Annotated in this window: 22 protein-coding genes and 1 tRNA gene; 7 read left to right on the forward strand and 16 right to left on the reverse strand. The window is 54.9% G+C overall.

Annotated features, from left to right (window positions below; all coding sequences use genetic code 11):
* The coding region (locus IKP20_08635) for a hypothetical protein (protein ID MBR4505011.1) at positions 1-399 on the forward strand (399 nt) is incomplete at its 5' end.
* Between the two features lie 188 nt (positions 400-587).
* Here the strand turns inward: IKP20_08635 and IKP20_08640 are convergent.
* Complete coding sequence (locus IKP20_08640; GenBank protein MBR4505012.1) at positions 588-3,779, reverse strand: leucine-rich repeat protein; 3,192 nt, start codon at positions 3,777-3,779, stop codon at positions 588-590.
* A gap of 325 nt (positions 3,780-4,104) precedes the next feature.
* On the opposite strand from IKP20_08640, the gene IKP20_08645 reads away from it, so the two are divergent.
* The 3 genes from IKP20_08645 to cls are packed head-to-tail and all read left to right on the forward strand — an operon-like array spanning position 4,105 to position 9,216.
* The gene (locus IKP20_08645; protein MBR4505013.1) at positions 4,105-5,907 is read left to right on the forward strand and encodes a cation:proton antiporter; all 1,803 of its coding nucleotides are present in this window, start codon (positions 4,105-4,107) and stop codon (positions 5,905-5,907) included.
* A 53-nt stretch (positions 5,908-5,960) separates the two neighbouring features.
* Positions 5,961-7,766, forward strand: a complete 1,806-nt coding sequence (locus IKP20_08650) for a cation:proton antiporter (protein MBR4505014.1) — start codon at positions 5,961-5,963, stop codon at positions 7,764-7,766.
* Between the two features lie 25 nt (positions 7,767-7,791).
* Positions 7,792-9,216: a cardiolipin synthase gene (gene cls / locus IKP20_08655; protein MBR4505015.1), complete on the forward strand. Its 1,425-nt coding sequence runs from the start codon at positions 7,792-7,794 to the stop codon at positions 9,214-9,216.
* A 51-nt stretch (positions 9,217-9,267) separates the two neighbouring features.
* Here the strand turns inward: cls and IKP20_08660 are convergent, their stop codons facing one another.
* Together IKP20_08660 and IKP20_08665 are read right to left on the reverse strand one after the other, a co-directional pair.
* The gene (locus tag IKP20_08660) at positions 9,268-10,557 is read right to left on the reverse strand and encodes an amidohydrolase family protein (GenBank protein MBR4505016.1); all 1,290 of its coding nucleotides are present in this window, start codon (positions 10,555-10,557) and stop codon (positions 9,268-9,270) included.
* Positions 10,558-10,760: 203 nt separating this feature from the next.
* Positions 10,761-11,264 (reverse strand): hypothetical protein, encoded by a 504-nt coding sequence (locus IKP20_08665; protein ID MBR4505017.1) that lies wholly within the window; start codon positions 11,262-11,264, stop codon positions 10,761-10,763.
* A 272-nt stretch (positions 11,265-11,536) separates the two neighbouring features.
* On the opposite strand from IKP20_08665, the gene IKP20_08670 reads away from it, so the two are divergent.
* Entirely contained in the window at positions 11,537-12,370 is an 834-nt protein-coding gene (locus tag IKP20_08670) for an MBL fold metallo-hydrolase (GenBank protein MBR4505018.1), read from the forward strand.
* Between the two features lie 75 nt (positions 12,371-12,445).
* On the opposite strand, the gene IKP20_08675 is transcribed toward IKP20_08670, so the two are convergent.
* From IKP20_08675 to IKP20_08735, 13 genes are all read right to left on the reverse strand, one after another.
* On the reverse strand, positions 12,446-13,123 hold the full coding sequence (locus tag IKP20_08675) for a DNA alkylation repair protein (GenBank protein ID MBR4505019.1): 678 nt from the start codon (positions 13,121-13,123) through the stop codon (positions 12,446-12,448).
* Positions 13,120-16,062, reverse strand: coding sequence for a leucine-rich repeat domain-containing protein (locus IKP20_08680; GenBank protein ID MBR4505020.1), 2,943 nt, complete (start codon positions 16,060-16,062; stop codon positions 13,120-13,122). The genes IKP20_08675 and IKP20_08680 overlap by 4 nt, the downstream gene beginning before the upstream one ends.
* A gap of 1 nt (position 16,063) precedes the next feature.
* A complete protein-coding gene (locus IKP20_08685) occupies positions 16,064-16,879 on the reverse strand; it encodes an ABC transporter ATP-binding protein (protein MBR4505021.1) in 816 nt (271 codons plus the stop codon).
* Entirely contained in the window at positions 16,869-17,951 is a 1,083-nt protein-coding gene (locus IKP20_08690) for an iron ABC transporter permease (GenBank protein ID MBR4505022.1), read from the reverse strand. The genes IKP20_08685 and IKP20_08690 overlap by 11 nt, the downstream gene beginning before the upstream one ends.
* Positions 17,952-18,022: 71 nt before the next feature.
* A complete protein-coding gene (locus tag IKP20_08695) occupies positions 18,023-19,189 on the reverse strand; it encodes a PQQ-binding-like beta-propeller repeat protein (GenBank protein MBR4505023.1) in 1,167 nt (388 codons plus the stop codon).
* A 72-nt stretch (positions 19,190-19,261) separates the two neighbouring features.
* Positions 19,262-19,921 (reverse strand): hypothetical protein, encoded by a 660-nt coding sequence (locus IKP20_08700; GenBank protein ID MBR4505024.1) that lies wholly within the window; start codon positions 19,919-19,921, stop codon positions 19,262-19,264.
* Positions 19,909-21,327 carry an ABC transporter substrate-binding protein gene (locus tag IKP20_08705; protein ID MBR4505025.1) on the reverse strand — a complete coding sequence of 473 codons (1,419 nt, stop codon included), beginning with the start codon at positions 21,325-21,327 and terminating at the stop codon, positions 19,909-19,911. Before IKP20_08705 ends, IKP20_08700 begins: the two co-directional genes overlap by 13 nt.
* A 3-nt stretch (positions 21,328-21,330) precedes the next feature.
* Positions 21,331-23,013 (reverse strand): hypothetical protein, encoded by a 1,683-nt coding sequence (locus IKP20_08710; protein ID MBR4505026.1) that lies wholly within the window; start codon positions 23,011-23,013, stop codon positions 21,331-21,333.
* 356 nt (positions 23,014-23,369) lie between these two features.
* Positions 23,370-23,442, reverse strand: a tRNA-Pro gene (locus IKP20_08715).
* Positions 23,443-23,581: 139 nt separating this feature from the next.
* Complete coding sequence (locus IKP20_08720) at positions 23,582-23,773, reverse strand: DNA-directed RNA polymerase subunit N (protein ID MBR4505027.1); 192 nt, start codon at positions 23,771-23,773, stop codon at positions 23,582-23,584.
* 9 nt (positions 23,774-23,782) lie between these two features.
* Positions 23,783-24,184: a 30S ribosomal protein S9 gene (locus IKP20_08725; GenBank protein ID MBR4505028.1), complete on the reverse strand. Its 402-nt coding sequence runs from the start codon at positions 24,182-24,184 to the stop codon at positions 23,783-23,785.
* Positions 24,185-24,188: 4 nt separating this feature from the next.
* Positions 24,189-24,614: a 50S ribosomal protein L13 gene (locus tag IKP20_08730; protein MBR4505029.1), complete on the reverse strand. Its 426-nt coding sequence runs from the start codon at positions 24,612-24,614 to the stop codon at positions 24,189-24,191.
* A gap of 5 nt (positions 24,615-24,619) precedes the next feature.
* Positions 24,620-24,979 (reverse strand): 50S ribosomal protein L18e, encoded by a 360-nt coding sequence (locus tag IKP20_08735; GenBank protein MBR4505030.1) that lies wholly within the window; start codon positions 24,977-24,979, stop codon positions 24,620-24,622.
* Positions 24,980-25,226: 247 nt separating this feature from the next.
* On the opposite strand from IKP20_08735, the gene IKP20_08740 reads away from it, so the two are divergent.
* On the forward strand, positions 25,227-26,273 hold the full coding sequence (locus IKP20_08740; GenBank protein ID MBR4505031.1) for a TIM barrel protein: 1,047 nt from the start codon (positions 25,227-25,229) through the stop codon (positions 26,271-26,273).
* Between the two features lie 37 nt (positions 26,274-26,310).
* Positions 26,311-26,805, forward strand: coding sequence for an SIS domain-containing protein (locus tag IKP20_08745; protein ID MBR4505032.1), 495 nt, complete (start codon positions 26,311-26,313; stop codon positions 26,803-26,805).
* The last annotated feature ends 54 nt before the right edge of the window (positions 26,806-26,859 follow it).

Genomic DNA, 26,859 nt, shown 5'->3' on the forward strand with positions numbered 1-26,859 from the left:
AACAAGATACACGCAAGGATACCAGAACCGAACGACAATGTGACCATGACCATGGGCAACAAGTCCGTGGTGGATGCGGCGTTCGCTGACATGGGCCTGGATGATTTTCTGGATGGGCTGAAGAGGAAACAGGGCAATTCGGTCGCCGCCGAAACAGCGGCATTGGTGGCCAATTCGGTGGAGATGACAGGCATCTCCGTGAACAGGATCGACCGGATCCTCGAAGAGGATGCCGTCCGTGAAGAATACGGGCTCGACGCGAATGCACCGAGGTCCGTGTACCGCACCGTGAAGCGGCTGGGGATGAATTCCGATGCCATCGTGAGATATCTCGGGGATGTCCTGAAGAGGAAATACGGGTTATTAACGCTTTGTAGATATATTACAGAAAAACCTTGACAAATATCCAACCAGAACCCCTAATTGATGGGAAGATAAGAGCAGCTCATCCATATGTGCCGATCCTCCGGCAACATTGGAGAATCTCGAAAGTGCTTGCGGCTCGGAGCGGCGATCGATGGCACATGAAATTGTCCCCATGGGGGGCGCCGCAGCCCCCATGAAGAACAGTTCGGCTCAACTTGCCGTCAGCCGATAGGCACCGTCTTTACAACCAATCTGATATCACCCGACGGCACGAAATCGAATTCATTTTCCTGGCATATCGGATCCGATGCGCCGTCGATGAACCATCCGACCAATGAATACCCGTCGGCAGGCTGCGCCAGAATCTTGATTGAATTTCCGCTTTCTACAGTAGCGACGATAGAGGAGCCGAACTTCTTCTCACCATAGTAAAAATTACCGTTATCGATGGAAATGGACACGTGGAAAATCTCGGTCTTAAACATGACCGCCCCTGCGCTGACGTTCTGCGTTCCCATCGTGAACACTATACCCGGAGAGCTGAGGGTACTGCCATCGATCACCCAATGGTCGAAACGGTATCCGGAATCCGGGACAGCCTTCAGCGTATGCTCCTCGCCGCAAGGAACAGCGATGTCCATGGAACTGCCCATGTCAACACCATCAAACTCTATGGTTCCGTTGATGGCAGTGACGTGAAGGATCGCATCCTCCATTTTGGCGCATTCAGCCGTGGCATAGATGTCATTGTATCCCATGGTGAACGCAATGCCCGGAGAGCTGAGGGTACTGCCATCGAACACCCAATGGTCGAAACGGTATCCGGAATCCGGGACAGCCTCCAAAGTATGCTCCTCGCCGCAAGGAACAGCGATGTCTATGGAGCTTCCCATATTGACCCCGTCAAACTCTATGCTTCCGTTGACGATAGTGGCGTGAAGGATAGGGCCCTCTGTACTGACGCATTCAGCCGCGGCGCGTATGTCATCGGATCCCATAGTGAACACGATGCTCTGGAAATCCGGCCCATACTTGCTGCCGTTGATGTCCCAACCGGAAAACATATAGCCGACATCAGGGGCGACGACAACCGCGAGAGACTCGCCTACGCAAAGGCTGGCTTCGTATGAGGGGCCGACATTCTCTTCATCTATTATGAGAGTTCCATGCGAGACCGTCACGGAAAGAGTATGGATCAAAGATCCGACCACCGCCTCATAATCCGCATCTCCGGTGACGACGAATTCGTACGTCTCAGAATCGGATACCACGTCGTCGCCATTCGTCCATCCTCTGAAATAATATCCATACGCGGGCTCAGCGATGACGGTCACCGTCTCGCCCTGACGGAAAGTCCCGGAGATGGATTTGGCAGAAATTCCGTCGCCGAAAGACACCGTTCCGGCCTCTATGGATGCGGACACAGTGCGGAGAGGCGCTGCGCTCATGTATGCGATGGCATCGAAGCCTCTGCTCACATTGATTATTATAATGGAAGAATTGAACTCGGTTCCGTTGACCACCCATCTGTCGAACTGGCATCCGATGCCGGGCACCGCCTCCAACGTGATGGAATCTCCTTTTGCGAAGGTTCCGGAATACGTTTGGCCTTCATCTACCCCATTCACGCAAATAGCCCCGGATCCGCTGCCGGAAATCGATGCGGTAACATCGAACTGAGAGGAAGCCCTTTCCTTGAGCGTCCCGCGAAGGCCGGCGAAGATCTTCCCTGCGAGATTGTCCGCCGTTGCCGGAATCACCTTGCCATCGAGATCTTGGAAGGTCACCTTCCAGAATGCGTTGTTCCCGACAGAGGAAAGCGAACCGGGGAATGATATCTCCGCCAATCCGACGCAGTTGGCGAAAGCGTAATCGCCGATCGAGCTGGCGGATATGGCAGCGGATAAGAGATTGGAGCAGTTGGCGAAAGCTTTGAACCCTATTTCCTGAGCCGATGTTATGTACACCATTCTCAGGGATTTGCAGCCGTAGAATGCATAGGCCCCCACGGAAACGACCTGGTATGACTTCCCGCCGCTGCTGACCGAAGAAGGAATGATTATGCTGTACGGACTTCCTGAATACCCTTCGACAGAGACTATCCCGTTCGAGACTATCGAATACGCAATCCCATCGACGGTGAATTCCGAGGGAATGGAACTGAGAATCCTGCCAGTACCTTCGAAAATCTTTCCGGCCAAGCTTTCGGCGGAAACGGCCGGAACTCCGGACTCGTCCAAGAATTCGATGCCGTAGAACGCGCTCCTCCCGACCGAGGTCAAAACGTCGGAGAACGAAACGTAAGACAGCCCCGCACAATTGGCGAATGCGTAGTCCCCGATGGAAGATGCGCGGATATCGACGGACGCCAGCTTTCCGCAGTTCGCGAAGGCTTTGAAGCCTATATCCTGAGCCGAACCGAGATCCGCAGATTCCAACGATGAGCAACCATAGAATGCGCGCGCTTGCACGGATGCTACGCCGTATTCTTTGCCGCCTATCTGGATGGAAGCTGGCAGAACGATTGCGGACGGACTCCCGACGTATCCGGTCACGGAAACTTTCGAAACGGAAGCAATGGAATACGTCAGACCATCTACGGTCGCATCGATCCCGCCTATCCTAAGGACTCCGCCATGGCCATCGAAACTCCCGCCTCTGAGATCTGCGGCGGAAACCGCGCGCTTGCCTGAAGAATCCAGCAGAATCGTCTTGTAGAACGCGTAATCGCCGATCTGCCTCAGAGAAGCGGAGAAGAATGCGTGCGTCAGCGAAGAGCAGTTGGCGAAAGCGAAATCGCCTATGACCGATGCCGAAGAATCAATGGACTCCAACGAAGAGCAATTCGCGAATGCCTTGAAGCCGATCTTCTGGGCGGAACCCAGGTCGAATCCTTTCATAGAAAGACAACCATAGAACGCATAGCTGCCTATGGCTTTGAGAGTGCCTTCAGAACCGCCCATATATACGTCGGCGAGGCCGGAGCAGAAACAGAAGGCATATGCGCCGACCGATTCGAGGGAACCGCCCATAAACAGAGCCTTTATTCCGGAGCAATTCGCGAACGCTTTCATCCCTATGCTGCGCACATCCCCGATATCTACGGAGGTGAGGGATTTGCAGGCGTAGAACGCTTTGGTTCCTATCTCGGTGACCGGGACTGACACCCCATTGAAGACGACTTCCGGAGGGACTGCAAGCTCTTCCTGGAGCGTCTCAAATCCGGTAAGGGATGCGCTCAGAGGATTGTCGGAGACTATCCTGAATGTCAGCCCTTCGGATACAACCGTATCCCCGACGGATACACCGGATTCGCTTCCATAATCCTGAGAGGCATCGGAATCTGCCGCCGCCATTGCAAACACCAATATGGCAAGCGAAATCACCGCCATGAACACCGATTTTGCGGTCATGGCGTCTGACCTCCGTCTGATGTGCTCCCATATTCGGAAGCCCTCCGATCGAAATGCTTGAGCCTCTTAAGCTCCGAAACGATGGCGCTGATTGGTTCCATGGCCGTCCCTTCCGCTATGAGATAACTATACTGCAATAAGCCGATTCGCTTCCGAAGACCCCATTTCCGCGCACTTTGGGACGAAGATGCGTTTCCCACCGAATGCGTATCCAAACCACAAAAATACGTTCAAAAAAACGTTTTTCGAGTCGGATTCCAGCTGATTGACACGGTTCTGACAATATTTTTAATCGTTCAATGCATTACAGAAATGGGATGCGTGGATGGATGAGACACTATTATTGACGAACTTAGCGCTGTTCACTCTTCTAGCTGGATTGTGCTCTACTGTCCTCAATAAAGTGAAATTCCCGCCTCTCATAGGCTATCTGGTCGCCGGGATCGTCATCGCCAATGTGACGACCGTGGACGAGACCGGAGAGATAGCTGTGGAATTGCTGTCCGATATCGGACTGATTCTGCTGATGTTCTGTCTCGGATTGGAGATCAATCTGAAGAAGCTGAAAAAGCAGGGGACCGTAGCTATCAAGGTAGCAATAACCCAGCTTCCTCTGAGCGTCATCGGAGGGATGCTTGCCGGCACTCTGATGGGATTCGGTTCCGTTCAATCGCTCATATTGGGCGCCGTCTTGGCCGGATGCAGCACAGCGGTCGTCACGGCAGTCCTCTATGCCCAGAAAAATCTGGACCGCGAAAGCATCGAGACGATCATCCTGATCATGATAATGGAGGACATAGGACAGGTCATAATGCTGTCGATTCTGACGCCCATCATGGCAGGATCGTCGATGGATACCTCCGATCTGATCGTCCTCATAACCACCATCGCGATTTTCATGGCGGGCAGCCTTTTCCTCGGCCTGAAATTCGCCCACAGGATAATCAACTGGATATCAGACAATGTGTCCGAAGAGATTCTGCTGATAATCTCGGTGGGAATGGCTTTCTTGATGGCCCTGATCGCGAATCTCTCGGGGCTCTCCATGGCCATCGGCGCGTTCCTGATGGGAATGATAATGACCAAAGCCAGGAAGAAGAACTACATCGAGCAATCGGTGATGCCGATGAAGAACCTGTTCATGGCGATGTTCTTCATTTCCGTGGGGATGGAAGTGAATCTGGGCACCTTGGTCTCCAACGTCGGGATGATGTTCATAATCTACCTCCTGTTCGCTGGGCTCCTCATATTCACGGTCTCCCTGGGATTCTGGATCGCAGGAGTGGACGGACGCAAAGGATTCGTCTCTGCGGTCGGCCTCACGGCGATGGGAGAGTTCGCGTTCATCATATCCAAGGAAGCCCTCGATTACGGGGCCGTGAACGAATCGTTCTATACGTCGGTCATCGGGGCCGCGCTGATATCCATGATAATAATGCCCATAGCCAACAGGTATTCCGACCGCGTCTGGACCTTTTGGGAGTCCAGACGCCCCCAATTCATATCCAACTGGTCGGCGGATGCCACGGGCTTCAGGGATAAGCTGTATAGCAACTTCTCCTCGGCATCAAGGAGATCCAAGAAGATCTACAGGAGAGGGATGGCATCCGGATACATAGACCTCCTGGCAATAATCGTGATCGAGCTCGCTTTCTATATTGGCGCACCGATTCTCAGCCGCACCTTATACGACATTTTCGGAGGAAGCGTCTGGCTATGGAACTTCGTGCTGCTGATAATCAATTTCATCGTCCTCATACCCCCGATATCCTATCTGGTCAGCAACATCAAGAATCTGGAGAAGATCGTCATCGGAGCCTCCAGGAACATGGCTAAGAAGGGCGGCGGCGGGGACTTGGTCAAAACCGGGGACCTCTACGAAAAGATCCTCGGCATGAGCAACCTGATCATAGTTTTGGCCATAGACGTGGCTATAATAGCGATCATACCCAACCCGCTGGGCCTGATCGAGCATATCATGCTCCTCGCGATCGCCATCGGAGTGGCCATCGCCATCTATCTCCGCATGACCAGCAAGAAACCCAAACACACGGACGACGGGGACGACGCCGAAAAGAACTCCCATGTCGAAGAGACCGACGTCGGAATAAGGGATACGGGCGACTGAGAGCCTTAATCCCAACGTTTTTAGCCAACCTGCTTATGGGGTCTTGACCTTATATGGAAGAGATCCCCCTGCTGACAAGCATAGCCATTTTCACTCTCCTCGCCGGAGTGTGCTCCATCATCTTCAACAAAGCGAAGCTTCCCCCTCTTATAGGCTATCTCGTCGCAGGGATCGTCGTCGCCAACGTCATCGGGATAAACGAGATCGGGGAGGAAGCCGTGGAGATGCTCTCGGACTTCGGCCTCGTCCTTCTGATGTTCTGCATAGGGTTGGAAATCAACATAAAGAAAATCAAAAAGCAAGGCCGCTTCGCCATAATCGTAGCCGTCGTCCAGCTGCCGCTGATGGTCCTCGGAGGAATGGTGGCTGGGACCGTTATGGGATACGATTCGGTCCAAGCCATAGCTCTCGGCGCCATTATCTCCGGTTCCAGCACGGCGGCGGTTCTGGCCGTTCTTCAGTCGCAGAACAAACTCTCCAAAGAGGAGATCGAGATGCTCGTCCTCATAACCATAATGGAGGATATCGGACAGGTCATCATACTGTCGATGCTGACCCCGCTCCTGGCCGGATCCAGCATGGATATGATGGATCTGATCGTTCTTATAGCATCCATCGCCGTATTCATGGTCGTAAGCCTGGCGGTCGGCCTGAAATACATCCCGAGAATGATCAACTGGATATCGGACAACGTGCCGAACGAGATTCTGATAGTGTTCTCGGTCGGGCTCGCCTTCGGGATGGCATGGCTGGCCACCATAGCGGGCCTGTCGATGGCCATCGGAGCGTTCCTTATGGGGATGATCATATCCGGGTGCAGGAAGAGCAAAGACCTCAACAGATCCATCGAACCCATGAAGGACCTGTTCATGGCCATGTTCTTCATTTCCGTCGGGATGGAGGTGCATCTGAACACCTTGACGGAGAACTTGGTCACGATCGTGATATTCTACCTCCTGTTCTTCTGCCTCAAAGGCTCCACCGTGTTCCTCGGCTATTGGATCGGAAAGGAGACCGGGCGCAACGGATTCATATCCGCGATAAGCCTGACAGCGATGGGAGAGTTCGCGTTCATCATATCCAAAGAAGCGCTCAATTACGGCGTCGTGAACGATTCATTCTACACATCTGTGATTGGAGCGGCCCTGCTGTCGATGATCGCTCTGCCGATAATAAGCAGGTACACCGACAGAACCTGGGACTGGTTCTCCGCCAGAAGCCCCCAGGCTGTCGGCGGGGCCATATCGAAAGTCAACGGCATCAGAGATGGGATATACGAAGACCTGCAAATCGCCTCCAGCGTATCCAAAAAAGCAGTCAGCAAAGGCATGACCTCGATTTACATCAACTTCATCCTGATAATCATAATAGAGATCGCGTTCGCGTTCGCGATGCCGGAATTGGCTCCGATGCTCAGCGGCATGTTGGGCGGAAGCGAGCGCACATGGTATTTCGTCTTGGTCACGCTGAACTTCGTCGCCTTGCTGCCTCCGACCGCCATCCTGGTGTCGGGACTGAAGAACATAGACAGATTGGTGATCGACGGCTCCAGCAAAAAACAGGACGGGAACGCCAGAATCCTGATGCACAAGGAGCTGATGAGCGTCAACAAGCTGGCCATAATAGCCATTTTCGACCTGTTCATCGTCGCTCTGGTTCCAAACCCGCTGAGCTATGCGGAACAGGCGCTGATGTTGGTGGTGGCCATAGGAATAGTGACAGCGATTTACCTCAGATTGACCAAAAACAAGCCCGACGAAGCCGATTCTGCCGTCCCAGAAGGATCGGAGCCGACGAATAAAGAAGAAGAAACATCCTTGGCAGAGGCGGAGCCAGAAGGTTCTGAGGGAAAGATTTAACCCTGCTCCAAAGAGTTCGGCTGGCATGCTGTTCAATTTCGTCGTCCACGAAACGTCGATTCTGTTCTATATCATAGGATGGGCTTCGATGCTTTTCGTCCTCATCAAGGAATGGCGTTACCCGCGCAAGGCGGTGTTTTGGATAGCAGTTCTTTTCGCGCTGCCGATCGTCGGATTCGCGTTCTATCTGGTTCTTGGGCAATCCAGATACAGAAAATACTCCCTGAGCCTGCCTGAAGAGGATTCTGAGGCCCTGCACAAAATCAGAAAGGAAAGGAACGCGGGGCACGAGATCGGATTCAAAGGCAAAGAAATCGCCGATGCCTTAGAGAAAGTCGGATCAGACCTCACTTATGGCAACGATGTGAGGCTTTACACGATCGGGAACCCCAAATTCGAGGACCTGATGGCCGATATCAGGGGCGCCAAGGATCACGTCCACCTCGAATACTACATAATACGCGACAATGACCCCCTTAGCAAGGAGCTTTTCGATCTTCTCGGCGATAAGGCGCGGAATGGGGTCGAGGTCAGGCTCATCGCGGACTGGGTCGGACTCAAGAACAACAGGGTGATGGTCAACAAGCTCAAGAATGCCGGAGCCAAGGTCAAGATCTTCAACCCTCTGCTCCCCAATCTGTTCAGCCCCAAGAAGAACAACAGGGACCACCGCAAAATCGTCGATATAGACGGGGAAACGGCGTACGTAGGCGGATTCAACATAGGCGTGGAATACCTCGGGCTTGGGGAATTCGGGTATTGGAGGGATTCCGGAACCAGAATCAGAGGGCCGGCGGTATCCGAAGTGATCGAAAGATTCCTGATGGATTGGAAATACGTCAGCGGAGAGGACCTTTACGGGAATCCCAGGTACTCCTACAGAAGCTCCCCCGAAGGGAACATTCCCGTGCAGATCGTCAGCGGAGGGCCGGACATGGATTATCACAACCAGGTCGCGTTCCAGTATCTTATGATGATAGAGAAGGCTGAGAAGACGCTGCACATACATGCCCCGTATTTCATCCCGGACGAGACGTTCTCCATGGCCCTGAGGGGCGCGGCGATGCGCGGAGTCGACGTGAAAGTCATAATACCCGACATCCAAGACCATCCCCTCGTATTTTGGGCCAACAGGAAATTCGCGGATGAAGTCATGAAAGACGGCGTGAAGGTGTACGAATACAACGGCGGATTCATCCATTCCAAAGCGCTCGTAGCCGATGGATGCATATGCTCCGTCGGGTCCGCCAACCTGGATGATCGCAGCCTGAAGCTCAACTTCGAGACGAACGCGATGATCTACTCGGAAGAGATCGGAAATAAAATGGAAGAGGCATTCCAAGATGACATAGCCCAGTCCACCGAATACAGCCGCGAGAAATTCTCTTCGATGACTTTGTGGGAGAGAATCATCACGAAGATCTCGTGGTTCCTCAGCGGAGAGCTGTGATTCCACGAAAAGAAGAATGGAGCCCGGAATCTCCGGACCCCGGATTGCGTTTCATCTGAGGCAGAGCGATTTCCAGACTTCCTCGGATTCCGAGAGCACAGCATCGGCATCCAGAGTGACGTAACTGCCATTCTCCAGGACCATATCGCCCTGGCAGAAGACCGTCTTGACGTTGAAGCTGCTGCCGGAATAGACGATGTTGGCGATCATGTTCTCCGGGAGCAGAGGCCTGAGGTTGGGAGCTTTCCCATCCAAAATGACGACGTCGGCATACTTCCCAGGTTCGAGGGAGCCGATGGAATCCTGCATTCCCACGGCCTTCGCGCCGTTTACGGTGGCGAAATCCAGGAGCTCCTGTGCGGTCGCTATGGTAGGGTCCCATCTTGCAGATTTCTGCAGGAGGCCGAGGGATTTCATCTCCGCGAACATATCCAAGGTGTTGTTGGTGGTGCTCCCATCGGTTCCGATTGAGACGTTCACGCCATGCTTCTGGAACTCAGGGACGGGAGCGACGCCTCCTGTGGCGAGCTTCATGTTGGAGACTGGGCACGACGATATCGACATCCCTGCGCTTCCCATCAGCTTTATTTCGTTCATGGTCAGCCAAGCGGAATGGGCCGCAACGCCTCTGGGTCCGAGGACGCCGATGTCGGAAAGCCATTCTGCCGGCCTCTTGCCAGTCTTCTTCTTGTGGTCGTTGACTTCGCCGCGGGTCTCGGACAGATGGAAATTCATAGGGGCGCCGACGCTGTCGGAGAATTCCTTGGCTCCGACGCAGGTTTCCTCGTTGCACACGTATACCCCTTGGAGGCCGACCCCCGGTACGATCTTCCTCTGGCCTTTGAACTTGGAATAGAAATTCTTGCAGTTCTGCAGAGGATTCCCGGTCTGGGTGGTCATCTCCTGATCGAGAACGCACCAGCACAGGACCCCTCTGATCCCGGCTTCCTGGGTGGCCTTGGCGATCACGTCTTCGGAGTAGTAGAGGTCCATGAATGTCGTGGTCCCTCCGCGCATCATCTCCATGCAGCCTAGCTTGGTGCCTATCGCGAGATCTTTGTCGGTCCTGTCAGAATCGATTTTGAACGATTTGGATAGGAAATCGGGGAAGAGAAGGTCATCCAAGGCCCCTTTCATCACAGTCATAGCGATGTGGGTATGGGTGTTGATCATCCCGGGCATGACGATATCGCCGGAAGCGTCTATCTCCCTGTCTGCGGTTCCGCTGTATTTCGGCCCGACCGAAACGATCCTCTCGTCTTCGATGACCAGATCGCCTCTAACAATCCTCCTTTGCGCATCCTGCGTGACTATCCAGGCGTCGCGTATGGCTGTAATCATGCCGCACGCATATTTCTGATTGGACATAACAGTTTTTACGGAACTTTCCGGGTATTCGATTCGTCGAAACTTTGTGATAACACCCGTATTCCCGCAAAATACCGTGCTGGTTTCCGCAGTATTACGATAGAAGGATGATAGAAAAAGGCCACAGCGGACTGACATCCGGAACCGTGGCTTCGTTTGTATTTTGTTTTTGCACCTCACCAGGCCTTCGCTTCCAACGCCATCGCCACAGACAGATAGAAATTGAATGCGAAGTTCAGCAGCGCAACAATCCCTATTATCCAGTGCCAATAATCGCCGCCGACTATGCCAGACAACCCTACGGTAAGGAACACCAATCCTGTGGTGAGACAGATCACCGTCAGCGCTTTCGGAGTGCCTATCTTGAGCGACCATACGATCGCTACGAAATAAAGCAGAGCAAAAGTCAGATTCTCAACCGGACCCATTCCGAATCCGGTCAGCGCTACAGCGGCACCCACCAATGCAAACACGGTGAATCCGAAATTGCTTCCTGCAACGTATGCCAGCAATGCGATGACCAATATGCAGATCCCTATCACTTTGAAGGCTTCCGCAGAAGGAAGCACTGGGAACACCGACGGATCGTTCACCAGCTGCCCCAACGCCAGCGGCAGCGATATCGCCGCGACGAAGAACAGCCCGCATGCCGTCGGATCGATCGGCTTGAATTCGTTCATTTTATTCCTCCTTGGGTTTCAACCCGCAAAATAATTGGCTTATGATTGAAAATATGTTTCTAAAACTCGATGATAATAAAAGAAATATCATATTAATAGGAATTAATATCCAATATCAATCCAAATTATTACATAAAGCATTCCGACTTGGCGGCGGCCAGTGCCTGACAGCGGAACAATCGGCAGACATGTTCCTGCGGGATCTTTGGATAGAACCATTTACAGCCGGATAAAATGGAAAAAACCGTATATCCAGCCGTCGTTCTGTGGGCATGGCATTCCGCATAACTTATCTCGGCACCGGCGGCGGGAGACACACCTCCATGTTCCAAGTGCGCAGCACCGGCGGGATGCTGATAGAGCATGACGGCCATTTCCTGCACGTGGATCCTGGACCCGGCGCCCTGACTCAGATGCACAGGATACACTACGATCCCGCGCGCACCGATTCTGTTATCGTATCCCATTGCCACCCTGACCACTACTCGGACGCGGAATCCGTCATCGAAGGCATGACCCATGGCGGCTGGGAGAAACGCGGGCATGTTTATGGATCTGCCACGGTCGTCGAAGGAAGCGGGAAATTAGGCCCCTGCCTCTCGGCTTATCATAGGAACCTTCCTGTTAGCTGCGAAGCCGTGAGGCCTGGAGACTCCAAGAACATCGTCGGGATGAGAGTGGATTTCTTCAGGTCTATCCACAGCGACCCCACCAACGTGGGGATGACGTTCCATACGGAATTCGGCAAGGTTTCCTATGTGAGCGACACGGAATTCGACGAGGAAATCGCCAAGCAATACATAGGGAGCAGGGTGCTTATGCTCCCAGTGACCACTCCCAGAGGCAACAGGATACATTTCCACACCTGCACCGAGGATGCGGTATTCTTCGAGGATATCATAAAACCGGAATTGACGGTGTTCATCCATCTGGGCGTGGTTATCATCAGAAAAGGCGTAGATTCCGAGGCGTCATGGGTCCAAGAGAAAACTGGGTTGCACACCATTGCTGCCCGCGACCGCATGATACTCGATGTGGGGGAAGAACTGAGCATCCATGACGCGCCATGCTTCGATGACGAATGGATACCCCCGTCCTCGGTATAAGACTATAGTGATAATCATAAGGTAAACTATAGTCTTACTGATGACCATCTGACTTATAATCAGATTTGCCCAGCTTCATCTCAGACTTCTGATCTCCGCTTTGACAGCATCGCTAACGCGGTACGATTCCAAGCACTTCTGCATGGCCTTGGAACGGATCCAATCGTCGACCCCGCATTCCCCGCCCAAATACCCCAAAGTGACGTCCGGGAATTTCGCCATACATTCTGACAGACACCAAGCCGCGGCCATCCTGTAGTAATACCCTTCGCAGAGGACCCGATCGATCTCTGATATCACCTTATGAATGTGGCCCTCATCTATGAAATGGTCCAGCATCATGACGGCCGCGAACCTCATCTGATACTCCATCCCGGTGCTCAGATAAGGGACGATGAAATCCCACACCGCTTCTTTCTCGTTCTCTTTGGGCTTCCATGTGGAGCAGAACGAATCGCATACAGACCAATTGTCTATGAGGGGAATGAAATCCTGGTACAAGCGAAGCCTCTCATCCAGAGGGACTTTGGCATAGGCTGTGGCCAGACCTCTTAGCATATAATCCTCGAAGTATTCGGGCTCCCAAGCAGCCAAATACCCTTCGAGGTCGTCCTTCGCTATCCTTTTGGCCAGCTTTCTGAGCTCCGGAATCCTCGCTCCCAAAAACTTATGGTCGCATGGGGTCAGCTTCGCGCTGAACTCAGCGTTTCCGGGATCGGCCAAAACAAGGAGCTCTTCTCTGACGTTAATCATGCCTTCATCCTGTACCGGAAGGATACGATCCCTGCTATGATGAAGAAGACCAGCATCCCCAGCGTGAAGTAAGTCAGAGAATTATCTTTCTTGACATTGTCTTCCTCATCCAGTATCTCTACGTCACTATAGTGCTCTTCCCAAGATTTCCTGTCCTCGGTTTCGACATAATACTTCACCGAACTCAGATCCAGCCCGGAGAACACCTCTTGGATGTTTGCGGGCCAAGGGCAGTGAGCCTCTATCTCGGCTATCGAAGAGCACCCCGAGAACGCGCCTGTCCCCATGGTCTTCATGCTCTCCCCGATGACGACGCATTCCAGCTCGGATGATGCCCTGGAATTGGCGAACGCATCCGAGCCTAAAGACTCCACGCCGGCAAGATCGACGTAGGTTATGTCTCCGCAGTTGTAGAAGGCGCTGTTCCCTATCGACTTCACGGAAGCCGGGAACGTTATCCCGCCCAAAGAGACGCAATTGGCAAAGCAGCTGTCCGGAATGGCGACGATGGAATCTCCGAGCTTCACGCCCACCAGATTGGAGCACCCATAGAAAGCTGCGTCACCCATAGATTTGAGACTCCCAGGCAGAGAGACCCTTGCAAACGTCTTTGCGGAGCATCCTCTGAACCCGCCTTCGCCTATGTACAGAAGCGAATCAGGCAGCGACGGGGAGGAAAGCGAGCGGCAGCTCCCGAATGCGCCGTCCCAGATGCGGACCACGGAATCCATGCCGAACACGTTGCGGACGGTAGATCCTCTGAATGCGTCGGCCATGATGTCTGTCACGGAAGAGGGTATCTCCACCGTCTCAAGATTGTAATCGCGATAGGACAGCCCGTAAAGCTCATAATCGGACCCTTCGGCGAGCATGAAAGCGGAATTGCCGATGGCGACGATCGGATACACGTTGCCCATGGCGGAGACGTATCTGGGTATCTGGACGTAAACGCCCGACACATACCTGTGCACTATGGCCTTCCCATCGATTATGAAATAGTAGAAAGAGAACGGGTCTTTCTTGTAGGCCCCGTCGTAAAGCAGAACCGGAACCTCGTCGGTCTCGGAATCCCAGCCGGAAGCGCCGGAAAGCCTGTGTACCGTGACCGAAGCCGGGATTTCCCCGAAGAATTCTGGCTTATCCCCGAGGAAATAGACATCCGCCACGGAATTCGACCAATTGTTCCAGCTGAATTTGGATACCGTCGCGGGGACCGCAATGGCCGGGGCGTTCCTAACATCATTAAGTGCTCCCTGAGCCACGGAGACCAGCGCGTTCGATCCCAACGACGAAGGCAGGAACAGAATATCGCCCAAGTTGTCGATGGACATGGACGTCAGCTCGGCCGCATATCCGCTTCCGACGGATACCCTGGAGAACGAGGTCTTCCCCGTGGGAACGATGACCTGCTCCTTGACTGTCCCGGCGTTCTCGCTGTCGGTTCCGACGGCATAGAACTGGATTGTGGGGGATCTGAAGCTCACTTCCCTGCCATCGTATTCCGATTCCATCTGGGTCAGGACACCTTTCGAGGAGATGTTCCATGCGGCACCGTTCAATCCCTCGGCCAGATCCACCGGGAAAGAGAGCTTCGCTTCGGATCCCATCTCCGTCAGATCCGTGATGGAGCGGCCTCCGACCTTCAGAGCGACGCTGTAGAACGCTGAATAATTGATCCTCTTGAGGGCAGAAGCCATCCTGATGCTGGACGGTCCGTTGCTCACGGACAGGGTTATATCTCCGCCCTCGGCCAGAAGAAGCATATCCGAAGCCTTCATGGATACGGACCCTCTGGGAACCGACATCTTCAGAAGCGTGCCGGAACCGACCTTCTCGGCAGCCAGCCTCACCGATTCCTTGTCGATGGACGCTATGAAACCGCTCCCGAACTGGGAGATGTCGTACAGAATCGCTTCGCCGTTCTCAACTGGGATCTCTGATGCGGTCGATTGGTTGTGGGAGACGGAGATGGCATTCCCGATGACGTTCCCGGAAGCGTCTCTCTCTGCCGCATAGATTCCCGGGATCTTCTTGACGTAGACATCGGTATTTCCGATGACCACGTCGTCGACAGACATCGGGATGGAAAGGCCGCTGTCCCTGTAGAACAGAGCGATGCCTTCGCCTTCGAAGATGTCCAGGGCGGCAGCGCCTCCAATGGGCGTGTTGTATTCCCTGACATCCTTGCGGACGACGTCGCTTCCGTGATGGAAAGACACCGTGTATTCGGCTGGGAAAGGCGCATAGTACGCGTATACGAACATGGTATCGCTCACGTCCGTGAAATGGGCCGGGCTGTTGCCGTTGGGCGTTATGCTCCATGACACGAACTCGTACCTGTATCCTACGGTCGACGGCCGTGACGGGCTCTCAGGCAAGTCTGTGAGCGTCCCGCCGTACGGGACCGATCTGGTGGCGATCAGCGAGCGGTCATAATCGAAGAATCTGATCTCGCATTCCCTCTCGGCCGCCTCGAACACCGCCCTCACGGAGATGTCCGAAGTGACGGAGGACAGATCCTCGCTCCACCCCGCGAATACATACGAGTGCTGGCTGTCCGAAGGCTTGGTGGGTATGCCGCCGTAAACAGCGGCGTTCCCGTCAAGAACGACCTCCCTATGCAGGAATATCTCCCCGGTCTCGTCATAATAGCTAACGATGTGGGTCTCGACCCTGGATATGAAAGTTGCCCTGAACGTCGTGTCCTGGGTTATAGGCTGCGTTACGTCGCCCCAATACATGGTCACCCCTTCGGGCACCTCTATCGCAGGGATCTCAGACAGATTGATTTGAGCCCCCGCGGCGACCTGCTGCTCCGCTATCACAGTGCCGTCCGGCAGTTCGAAGCGCACCGTGAAATGGTCTTGGGCATCGGCCTCGCCTGCCAATGGGATGGCGACCAGCGCGAGCGTCAGCAGCAGCGGCAGCATCCAGCGCATTTCATTCCCCGCCCCCGAACGCCTCCTCAGGCGATATGGACCTCTTCGGAAGCACGTATATCTCGCCGTCCCTGTCGACGCCGACGTGGGCTTCCACCTCGTAGACCCTTCTGATGAGGTCTTCGGTGATCACTTCCTTCGGATTGCCGATGGTGACTATGTTGCCCTTCTTCATTATGATGCATAGGTCGCAGTATCTCGCCATCAGAGAGATGTCATGCTCCGCGACCATCACTGTCATGTCGCTGCGGGCCATCTTCTGAAGGTATTCCATGACCTCCAGCTTGTATTTCATGTCAAGGTGCGAGGTCGGCTCGTCCACGAGCATCAGCTTCGGATTCTGCACGTATGCCTTGGCGATAAGCGTGCGCTGCTTCTCTCCCGATGACAGCAGAGAGACCTGCTTCCTTCTGTAATTCTCGAGGCCGAACGTCTTGAGGGCTTCCATGACGATCTTCTCGTCGTCCTCGGATTCCCACCAGACTTTGTTCACGAACGGATACCTTCCGAGCATGACCATGTCCATCACCGAGACCCCGTACATGGATCCCACTTCGGCGGGAACGTTGGCGACTAGCTTGGCGATGTCTGGCGGGCGCATCTTGGACGTGTCGTTGCCGTCCACGACTATCTTTCCCGTCCACCCGGTATGAAGCTTGGATATGCACTTCATCATGGTGGATTTGCCGCACCCGTTGGGTCCTATCAGACCTACGAGCCTGCCTTTGGGGATGGAGAGCGAAATCCCATGGAGAGCCTCGAAGTCCCCGAACGAAATTTTGAGGTCCTCTATCTTCAAGACCTGATCATCCGTCATATTCGCGCCCCCTCTTGACCAGCATGTACGCGAAGACCGGCGTTCCGATCATCGCGGTTATCGCACCGACGGGCAGCTCCAGCGGGGCTATGGCCACCCTGGCTATGATGTCCGAGAACAGCATCAGGACAGCCCCCAGCACGATGGAGGCGGGCATGATGAGCCTGTGGTCGCTCCCCAGAAGCATCCTGCATGCGTGGGGGATGATGAGTCCGACGAACCCTATGACCCCGACGAATGCCACGCATATGGAAGCCAGGATGGAAGCGACGACCATCATCAGAGCCTTGAATCTCCTGACGTTGAGACCCAGAAGCCTGGCCTGATCCTCTCCCGCCGTGAACACGTTGAATTCCCTGGCCCACAGCATGGCTATCAGCGATATTCCCAGCGCCGGGATCATCACCAGAAACGCGTTCTCCCAGGTGATGTTTCCGAAGGATCCGTAAAGCCACCACATGACGTTGGTCAGGTTGTCTTTGTTAAGCGACAGGAACACGGTCTGCACGGAGGAGAACGCGAATCCGACTATCACACCGGACAGGATGTAGTTCGTCGCGGAGCCTCCGGCGCCTTCGGCCACCAGCAGCGTGGCGGCGAAAGCGATCAGACCTCCGACGATGGCGGCCACGGGGATGATGTATGCGCTGTACCCGGCGAACAGAGGGATGGAAGCCAGCATCGTGGACGCGGCCACGGCCAGACATCCGGCCCCGGAAGACACTCCGGTGATATACGGGTCGACCATCGGGTTCCTGATGAGAGCCTGGAACATGCAGCCCGCTATCGCCAACCCCGCTCCGACGCCCACGGCCGCGACTACCCTGGGAAGCCTCGACGAGAACACGTAAAGCTCCTCGGTGGTCAGGTTCTCCCCTCCCTTGGAAATAGCCGATATCAGAGACGAGAATGCGTCGGTTATCGGGATTATTCCGCCCGCTGATATGGATATGGAGACCAAGAACATGACCGCGAGGAAGAATATCCCCGCTACGAGGATTATTCTGAAGCGCTTCTTCTTGGTCTTTATCTCGCTTTTGGTGGCGTTCTCAGGGCCGATGCTATCGTTCATAGCTCTGAAACCTTTGCGAAGCGTATCGATGAACCCCTTCCCGCGGGATCCTCCGCTGTCTGCCATGCCTATCATGCCCTCCTATACATCCATGCCGTGACAGCCGCGACGGCGACGGCAATAATGACCAGGGCAGCCCACGACCAGTGAGCCAGCCCTTGCGATTCGTAGTTTATCCCGGAAGTCTCTTTGCGCTCGGTCCCGGGGACCTCGGACAGCACATATACGGCGCCGTAGTCGTTCCCGACCAAGACCTTGCCGTCCACAACCGTCGGGGCGCACATGCTGTATGCCGATCCTCCGTACGGGCTCACCTTGGCCTTCCAGACGACATCCCCGTTGTCGGCGTCGATGCACCATACCCAGCCGCCCATGGAACCTTCCGACCCCGGCGAATAATCCATGCTGTAAATCCTCCCGCCGCAGTACGTTATCCCGCCCACCGAAAGCGCGTCAGTGGTTCTGGACCAGGCGACGGTGCCGTCGTCCACCCAGAAAGAATAATATCCGTTCTCCAGCGGGATCTCCGCGCCGGTATCGTGGCTGACCAGAGTCTGGGCGCCGTTCATCGAATATGTTACGTAAGAATACAATCTGCCCCCGAACACCGCCGGCTTGCTGCAGAGGACATCTTTCTCCCATATGACCGACCCATCGGCGAGGCTGATCAGCGCTATCCCTCCGCTGGACGATACCATCCCGCCGTCCGCGAAGCATGCTATGGCCCTCTCGCCGGAGCAGATGGATATTGCGGTCACTGCCCCGGAATGGTTGCCCTTGGAATCCGCTAGTGGCGCGTCCCATATCTTTTCGCCGGTGCACGCATCGACGCAGATCATATTCCCGGCGTAATTGCCGGATATGACGGCCTTCTTGCCTTCGACTGTGGCTATGTGGGGCGGATAGAAGTAGAAGCATCCTCTGACCGAGGAATCGGGAACGTGGGTCCAAAGCTCCCTGAAACCGTCCTCTCTATCGACGGAATAGCAACGCATGATGCCGTCAGAGCCGTTGAAATAGAGGGCACCGCTGTCATAGACGGCGTTCGATATGCCCGAATTGTTGTGGAGCCTGTCCTTCACCACGGAAGGGTCGCTTCTGTCTACATCGTATTCGGTGGAGCGGGCTATGTTGCACTTGTCCGGAGACGATCCCGACGGATACAGCTCGGCCACGGGATCCCCCGTGAACCTGTCCAGACAATAGATGTGCCAATTGCCTGCGGTCAGGATTATCATATCACCGATGATGACGGGAGTCGAAATCTCGATGTTCCCTGAGTCCGAATAGCTCAGAGACCACGCAACCTGTTAGTTGACCGGGTCCAGGCAATACAGCCATGCCAAGCTGTCCATACCCACGCTTCCATACAGCCCCGCGGCGGTGTGGTATATGAGGCCGTCGGCATAGAGAATGGAGCAGTCGACTGCGCCGGGATAGGCATTGTACCACTCAAGAGGCTGCGCTATGGAATCCGGGCCGTACGAATAGCTGACGCCATCGGACGACGAATTGCCTTTGTAACAGATCCAAACGTCTGTGTAATCTGGGTTGGACACCGGCACTATGCTCTCGGTCGGATAGAATCCCAGCGCCAAAGGGCCTCCGAAATACTGCAGGCTGGCATCCCTCGGCTCCGGCTCCCATGCCACCCCATCCCAGGAATAGATCCTCCAGACGCATTCCTGGGCTTGTTCTCCCGTGCCGATGGAAATGGACTCTTGCCCGTTTATCGACCTGATGTATTCTTCTTCTCCTGCGGCCTCAAATTCCAGGGGAACGCCGGCGGATGCCAGCGCAGAAGAGATGACGTCTTTGACGGTCTCCCCGGCAGACAGTCCGTACCAAGACAGCTTGCCATTGCCATAGTCTACCAGCAGCCCGTCCGAATCGGCGTCCGAGACATCTGCGAACGCGAGGGGAGCCAATATCGCCAGCAAAAGCGCCGCAAACGCAATCATCTTTGCCATTCCAACAGCCCCTTCGCTTTGACATACGTCAGATACCCGTCCACCGGGTCGTTATAGCTATCGTTGTAATACTTCACGCCGACTATATCAGTGGGGTCGGCGGCCTCGAAGGATTCCGGATCCATTATCTTGGCCAGAAGCTCCAAGGATTCCGGGATCCTGGCCCCGGGCCTGGAAAGGAGACTGGCGGCGTCCCCGGAGAACACGTACACTTCCCCGCTCTCGAACGCTGGAGTCTGCTTCCACATATCGTTGAGGCCGGACAGAAGCGCCCTGTATTCCCTTGGGGTGCTGATTTCTCCGGCATCGTAGATTATTATGATGATGTCGGGCTGCCTGTCGTAGACGGCCTCTCTGTCCACCATGAACCACGATTGGGTTCCATCCGCGAATATGTTCTCCGCGCCCAGCGACTCGATCATGTTGGTCACGTATGTGCCTGGGCCTGGCGTATATGGGGAATCGCTGATACCGAGCGACAAGAACACCCTCTTGCCGCTGAGATCGGCGATCCTGCAGATGTTGTTGATCACTTCCTTGGCGTCTTTAATGTATGAATTCCCGTTCTCTGGGAATCCCAGTGCCGAAGCGCATACCCACAGGTTCATCATGAAATCGTTCAGGCTGTTCGCCGGATGCAGGACGACGCAATTGATCCCCGCTTTGCGGAGTTTGTCAGCCATCGTCACGTGCTCCCCGGTGCCCCCGTCCAGGAACACCAGGTCCGGCGATTCCGCCACGATCAGCTCGAAGTTGGGGTCGGTAAACCCTCCGACCAAACGGACCTCTCCGCTGTTCTGGCGCTCCACCAAACGGTTGGGATAATCGCAATACCTATCGGTGGCGATTATGTTGTCCAGGCCCCCCACGGCGCAGACCGTCTCGGCAACGGACGGAGCCAAAGTCGCCACCCTCAGGTCCTCTCCGAAACGGTTCTTTCCTTCGGTGGCATAGCTGTAATAAGTGAACCCGGTGGCATCGACGGCAGGCATCATCGCGCTGCCCTCGCCTGCCCGGGCCCACGAGATTATCTTCTGGCTTGAGACGTCGTATGATGAGGGATCTTCGACCTCTGCCCAATGGGTATCCTTGCCGACACCCTCGAGGATGTACATCCCCCAGTCGACGTTGATCAGCTGGGGCACGTTCCCCACGGAATATACCGTGCCGTCCTCGTTGTACTCTATCCCGTAGCCCTTCTTGGAGCATGCCGATTCGAGCGCCCCCATGCCGGTCAGCCCATCCAGATCCAATTCTACCCATTCCACATTGTAATAGGCGAAATCAATCATCACGCCCTGCTTCTCGTCGGTCATGTCGACCGAGAAACCGATGAACGGTATCGATGCGAGGATCAGTGCGGCAATCGAGGCGGCGGTTGCCAGCTTTATAGAGGACGCTCTCATGGCTCAGCCCTTTCTCTTCATCACGATGACGGCTATTATGGCAATGGCCACTATCGCGGCTATCGCTGCTCCCACATAGAGCACCGTGTTGTCGGAGCCGCTCCCGGAATCCTCTCCGGTCGGAGGGATGTCCCTGCTTTCGGTCTCCCCGCATACGGAGCACGTGCGTGTCTCCGTGCCTTTGTCCTTCGAGGTGGGCTGCTTCGTGACCTTCCATTCGGACCATGAATGCCCGAGCGCGGGAATTGGCTCGGTTTTGACCTCACCGCAGGAGCAGGCGTACGTCTTCACGCCTTCCGAGACGCATGTCGCGGCCTTCGTTACGACTCCTTCGCCCCAGGAATGCTCATGCGCCAACGGGACCGCTTTGAACACGGGAGTCACGTCCATATCTGAAGTCACATGGGTCAGATCCGCGCTCCATCCTTCGAACTCGTATCTGAACTCGGAGGTCGGCGCTTTGTACGGGGTCGTCCCCTTGTATGTGGATGAAGAACCGCTGGCGACAGTCTCCGCATACAGGACGGCCGTCTTCGACTCGTCCCAATAGCGGACCATATACGAAGCGGCATCGATGAAATTGGCCGTGAAAGTCGTGTCGCGGACGATCGGGACGGTGGTGTCTCCCCATCCGGAGAATGTCTTGCCCTTGGGAGCCTCTGGCTCAGGAACGAGAGCCATATTCGGGGTCTCCCCATACTTCAGAACTTGGGTCGCTACTGCGGTCCCGTCGGGGAGTGCGAACGTCACGACGGGATGGTTGGAGATGCAGATGACCTCTTCCTTATCCGGATTCGGGAGGTCCCCGCCCACGTCTATGATGTAATCGGTGCTGTAGGGATCCGGAGTGGATATCAGATAGATGCACATGACATACTTGTACACGGCAGGGTCATAGAATCCCAGAGTCCATTCGTTATAGCTCCAATCCCCTTCGACCCACGTCCACTGGCTCCAATAGTGCCATATGTCGTCGCTTCCTTCCTCGAGCTCGTCTCCGAGACCGAACATCGTCTTGATCCATCCCTGGATGTTGTTTCCGTTCTTGTCCTGGGTATAATTGAGCTCGACGTCGAATCCGTTCGACTTGATGGCATCGTCCAGCACTTCGGCCATGGTGGAACCGGTTCCCTTGAGCCAGAACCCTTCTTTTCTGACTTCAGATGTGAAAGCCTCGAGGACTTCGGGGATGGTCGGTATGAACCCGTTCGCGAACCTGAAGAATATGTATCCTTCGGATTCGGGCTTGAAATCCGGCGCCACATAGTCCTGAGACCCGTCGATGTTCACGCGCTCGCATATATGCAGGCAATACGAAGTCCCGGAAACCATCCCGTCAGACTTGTCCAAAGCCGTATGCTTCCAGCCCGAGGTTCCCAATGGAAGCCACTGGTGCACCCTCCAATATTTGTCGCTCTCAGGCTCCAGGCCGTCGACGGATCTCACTGCCGAGCCGTTGCTGACCAGCGCGATGATCTTTCCTTGATCTGCCGCGGCGGCTTCTATGGCCTCTTTGACCGTGGAAACCCCTCCGACGACAGACATGTCGTATTCCCCGCTGGCGTTCTCGATGTATACCCTTATTTCGCTGTATGTGGCCGCAGAACTGTCATCCGACATAGACAATGTCGGCGCAAGGATTGCTGCCAACGCAACGGCAAAGAGAACGAATTTTCCGTAACGCATCATATCACTCCAAACGCGCGCTTGGATGGGAGCCGATCAAGGCTGGCCATCCGACTGGATGAATTGGGATTCCAGTCATTAAGCTGTATCATCCATCCAATTATATCCTTAGAGGGATGGATTTAGAGTTATATATTTTTCTTTGGGATGTGCTTCACGAAAAACATCTGGCCCCCGGATTGACTGGCTGCTGGCATCGCATAACGACGGAAATAGCGCCGATCGGATGTCTGGCCATCGCATGCACTTCCTGCTGGAAACACCGAAGTCGACCGCCCATCATCGCGGTTGTCAGCGATGAGGATGATAACCGCAGAATGAACGAGAATAGAAAACGCGATGGATAAGCACGAGAGTGGGCCCGCCCAGATTTGAACTGGAGTTACGTGCACCCCAAGCACGAAGGATACCAAGCTACCCCACGGGCCCACAATGGCGTGATTAACTAATCGATTATAAAGATTGCTATCGAGTCAGCGCCCAGAAAAACTGCGGGAAATAAAACTGAAAACAAATGGGCCCGAAGGCCCGGTTTGAATCGCAGCGAATGATTCGCTGGCTTATGGAATCATCCGAGGGGAGCGATCTCTCCGATCAGATCGGCATGCGCCACGATCATCCTGCGGCAGCAGTACCTCTCAAACCCCAGGTCGTCGAGGACCGTCTTAGGATCCTCTCCAAGCCCGACGCGCCTTACGTATTCGGAATAGGCCGATCCGACGACCTTTCCGCACGTGAAACATCTAACCGGAATTATCATGAGACCACTTCAACGGTAGGACTTCTGCTTCTTGGCGCGGGCGCCAGGACCGAGGGGGTTCTTGGGAAGCTTGCGCCTGTCGTCATTGATGATGAGGGTCCTGTCGTATGTCCTGAAGACCGCTTCGAGCTCTTCGTCCTTGTAGAACTCGACGAGCCCTCTGGCGATGGCGGTCCTAGCGGCCGCGGCCTGGCCCATGACGCCTCCGCCGTTCACGAGGACGGCGATGTCGACGTTCTGGGCTTTCTCGGGGACGAGCCCGAGAGGCTCCTCGATCTTGAGCTTCGCAAGCTCGGGCGTGAAGACTTCGATGGGAACCTTGTTGATGGTGACCTTTCCGGTTCCGGCCTTCACAGTGGCCCTGGCAATTGCGGTCTTCCTCTTTCCGCTGGTGTTTACGCACTCAACCATGAGATCATCTCACATTGGAACCCAGGAATTTGGAAACGGCTCCCAGGGTAGTATATTTGCCGGTGATCTTCCTGCAGGCCTGCTCCGGTCTCTCTTTCTCGACATCCTCGAACTGCTTGGGGGTGCCGACGAAGACGTGAAGCCTCCTGTAAGCTTCCCTTCCGCTGGAGGAGTTCCAGGGGATCATGCCTCTGACGCATCTCTTGAAGAGAAGATCCGCCCTGCGAGGATAGAATGGTCCTTTCCTCTTGGTAGTGTCTCCACGGTCGACTTTGGCTTTGAAGTCCCTGAAGACGTTCTCTTTGACGCCGGTGATGACGATGGACTCCGCGTTGAGAACGACGATCTCCTCGCCGTCCATGATCCTCTCCGCTACGAGGCTGGCGAGCCTTCCGTGGATGAGGTTCCTTCCGTCGATTACTGTTACCATCCAAATCACCTCATAATCCTGACGCCAGTTCCCTTGGGGTTGGACTTTGCCAGTTCCTCGATGGTGAGCGTCTTTCCGCCTGCGGCGGCGATCGCTTTGGCTGCGGCTCCGGAGAAGCTGTATGCCGCCACGGTGACCTTCTTGCTGATGCTACCTGCTGCGAGAACTTTGCCGGGGACGACGATGGTCTCGCCGTCTTTGGCATACCTCTCGAGTTTGCTGAGATTCGCTTCGGCCCAGTTGCTTTTGGACTTTTCGAGCCTAAGCGCGATATCACGCCAGATAGCAGCGTCGTTCTCCCTAGTCATCGCCTTGAGGTTGTCGATGGTGGCGACGAGCTGGGGATTAGTCTTTCTGCTTGTCATATTTCTGACTCTCCCAGTGTTGGTGAGCGGTCGTATACAGGGGTTACATTTAATATTAACTACATTGGGAAAAGCAGAAAGCCTTCAGAATGAACTTTTTCCGATGCCCTGAGCCGCGGGAGCCCGACGTTTAGATCGGCATATCCAGCCCCGGATGCTCCGCCCGATTCCCGTATGGGACGGGAAGTCCAACGTTTGGCGGCAATATAAATTAATAATGCGCCGAACATGGCGCCGTCGTGATCGCATGATAAGATTCGGACCCGCCGGCATCCCTCTTTCCTGCAAAGGCCGCACACTACAGGACGGCATCGAAGATGTCCATAACCTCAGCCTCAGCGCCCTGGAAGTCCAGATGGTAAGGCCGATGACCCATCTCATAACCCCTGACGACGAGGAGATAGGGAACGGATTCAGGGACATCGAATCCAGGGACGTCGAGGAAGGATTCGCGATCAGCATCCTCAGGAACGACGAGGTCATCTGCGATCCGGATGAGCCCATCGACGAGGACGACTACATAATCATGCTCCAATCCGACATCGTAAAGAAATACAGCGAGTTCGCGGCCATCGGGAAAAGGGCGAAATGGCTGGACGTCAACCTGTCGATCCACACGCCTTATTATATGGACCTCGGATCGGATACGGCTCTGACCGAGACCTGCCTGCAGAGCGTCCAGAACACTGCGCTGGTGCTGAACGCCCTTGACGGCGACATTGTCGTCACCAGCCTCGGGATATACGATGACGAGCGCAGAAACCGCAAAGAGATCGACGAGATGATCTACGACAACGTCGAATACCTCACCGAATGGTGGGAAGACAACAACATCAAACCAAGATTCGGCGTGGAAGTAACCGGGCAGCAGGGAGTCTTCGGATCCCTCGACCAGATTTTCGACCTCTGCAAAGAATTCCCGAGCATCACGCCTGTCATGAACTTCTCGCACTACTATTCGCGCACCAACGGCGCCCTGAAAGAGGTGGACGACTTCCGCGAGGTCTTGGATGACATCAGAAAGCACTGCAAAGGCAGGATCCACACCGCGTTCGCCGGAGTCGAGTACGAGGACGGGGACGAGAAAAGGCTCACGCCCATCAAGAAAGGCAACCTCAAATTCGATCCGCTGGCGGAAGCCCTCATCGAGATGAAGCCGGATGCGACCGTGATCTCCACATCACCGCTTCTTGAGCACGACGCGATGTATATGAAAATCATATATGAGAGGGTTCTCGCCAAAAAGGTGGCCAAATCCCTCAAAGACAAGAAGAAGAGCGAATCCAGTGAATGAGATGCGGGAAAACCTCGGAAAAATTCTTGAAGGCTGCATGTCCGCGGTGGATTCCGTGGACAATGCGGCCAAAGACAGGCTGCTGGACCTCATCTTCTCCAGCGAAAGGATATTCATCTACGGATCCGGGAGATCGGGTCTGATAGGGCAGCTTTTCGCCGTTCGCCTGGTTCAGCTCGGCTTCGACGTCCATTTCGTCGGAGAGATGACGACCCCCATCATCGCCAGCAAGGATCTCGTCATCCTGCTGTCCAACACCGGGAAGACGTCTTCGGTCGTGCAGACGGCGAAGATCGCACGCCGCATCGGCTCCACCGTCGTCTCCCTCACATCCCAGCCGAAAAGCGAATTGTCGAAATCCTCTGATGTCACAATAGTTATCAAAACCGATTCGTCCAGCGGGACCATGCCTCTGGGATCGGCCTTCGAGGATTCCGCGCACCTGTTCTTCGAATGCTTGGTGTGCGAGATAATGGAGCGCGGCGGCATCACCGAAGAGGACATGCGCGGCCGCCACGCGATTTGGGTCTGAGCTCGCTCCCTCATCAGAACCGATGCGGGCGCTATTCCATCCTCTGAGCGCTTG

This window comes from Candidatus Methanomethylophilaceae archaeon, from assembly GCA_017524805.1.
Lineage (GTDB): Archaea > Thermoplasmatota > Thermoplasmata > Methanomassiliicoccales > Methanomethylophilaceae > Methanoprimaticola.

Bases quoted from the DNA above. Each gene is read 5' to 3' on its own strand.
- IKP20_08740 (MBR4505031.1), top strand. From the start codon at position 25,227: ATGATAAGATTCGGACCCGCCGGCATCCCTCTTTCCTGCAAAGGCCGC.
- IKP20_08675 (MBR4505019.1), bottom strand. From the start codon at position 13,123: ATGATTAACGTCAGAGAAGAGCTCCTTGTTTTGGCCGATCCCGGAAAC.
- cls (MBR4505015.1), top strand. From the start codon at position 7,792: ATGCTGTTCAATTTCGTCGTCCACGAAACGTCGATTCTGTTCTATATC.
- IKP20_08730 (MBR4505029.1), bottom strand. From the start codon at position 24,614: ATGGTAACAGTAATCGACGGAAGGAACCTCATCCACGGAAGGCTCGCC.
- IKP20_08685 (MBR4505021.1), bottom strand. From the start codon at position 16,879: ATGACGGATGATCAGGTCTTGAAGATAGAGGACCTCAAAATTTCGTTC.
- IKP20_08745 (MBR4505032.1), top strand. From the start codon at position 26,311: ATGTCCGCGGTGGATTCCGTGGACAATGCGGCCAAAGACAGGCTGCTG.
- IKP20_08640 (MBR4505012.1), bottom strand. From the start codon at position 3,779: ATGACCGCAAAATCGGTGTTCATGGCGGTGATTTCGCTTGCCATATTG.
- IKP20_08710 (MBR4505026.1), bottom strand. From the start codon at position 23,013: ATGCGTTACGGAAAATTCGTTCTCTTTGCCGTTGCGTTGGCAGCAATC.
- IKP20_08690 (MBR4505022.1), bottom strand. From the start codon at position 17,951: ATGAACGATAGCATCGGCCCTGAGAACGCCACCAAAAGCGAGATAAAG.
- IKP20_08645 (MBR4505013.1), top strand. From the start codon at position 4,105: ATGGATGAGACACTATTATTGACGAACTTAGCGCTGTTCACTCTTCTA.
- IKP20_08650 (MBR4505014.1), top strand. From the start codon at position 5,961: ATGGAAGAGATCCCCCTGCTGACAAGCATAGCCATTTTCACTCTCCTC.
- IKP20_08660 (MBR4505016.1), bottom strand. From the start codon at position 10,557: ATGATTACAGCCATACGCGACGCCTGGATAGTCACGCAGGATGCGCAA.
- IKP20_08735 (MBR4505030.1), bottom strand. From the start codon at position 24,979: ATGACAAGCAGAAAGACTAATCCCCAGCTCGTCGCCACCATCGACAAC.
- IKP20_08665 (MBR4505017.1), bottom strand. From the start codon at position 11,264: ATGAACGAATTCAAGCCGATCGATCCGACGGCATGCGGGCTGTTCTTC.
- IKP20_08725 (MBR4505028.1), bottom strand. From the start codon at position 24,184: ATGGTTGAGTGCGTAAACACCAGCGGAAAGAGGAAGACCGCAATTGCC.
- IKP20_08680 (MBR4505020.1), bottom strand. From the start codon at position 16,062: ATGCGCTGGATGCTGCCGCTGCTGCTGACGCTCGCGCTGGTCGCCATC.
- IKP20_08700 (MBR4505024.1), bottom strand. From the start codon at position 19,921: ATGGCAAAGATGATTGCGTTTGCGGCGCTTTTGCTGGCGATATTGGCT.
- IKP20_08720 (MBR4505027.1), bottom strand. From the start codon at position 23,773: ATGATAATTCCGGTTAGATGTTTCACGTGCGGAAAGGTCGTCGGATCG.
- IKP20_08670 (MBR4505018.1), top strand. From the start codon at position 11,537: ATGGCATTCCGCATAACTTATCTCGGCACCGGCGGCGGGAGACACACC.
- IKP20_08695 (MBR4505023.1), bottom strand. From the start codon at position 19,189: ATGATAATCCTGACCGCAGGCAATTGGCACATCTATTGTCTGGACAGG.
- IKP20_08705 (MBR4505025.1), bottom strand. From the start codon at position 21,327: ATGAGAGCGTCCTCTATAAAGCTGGCAACCGCCGCCTCGATTGCCGCA.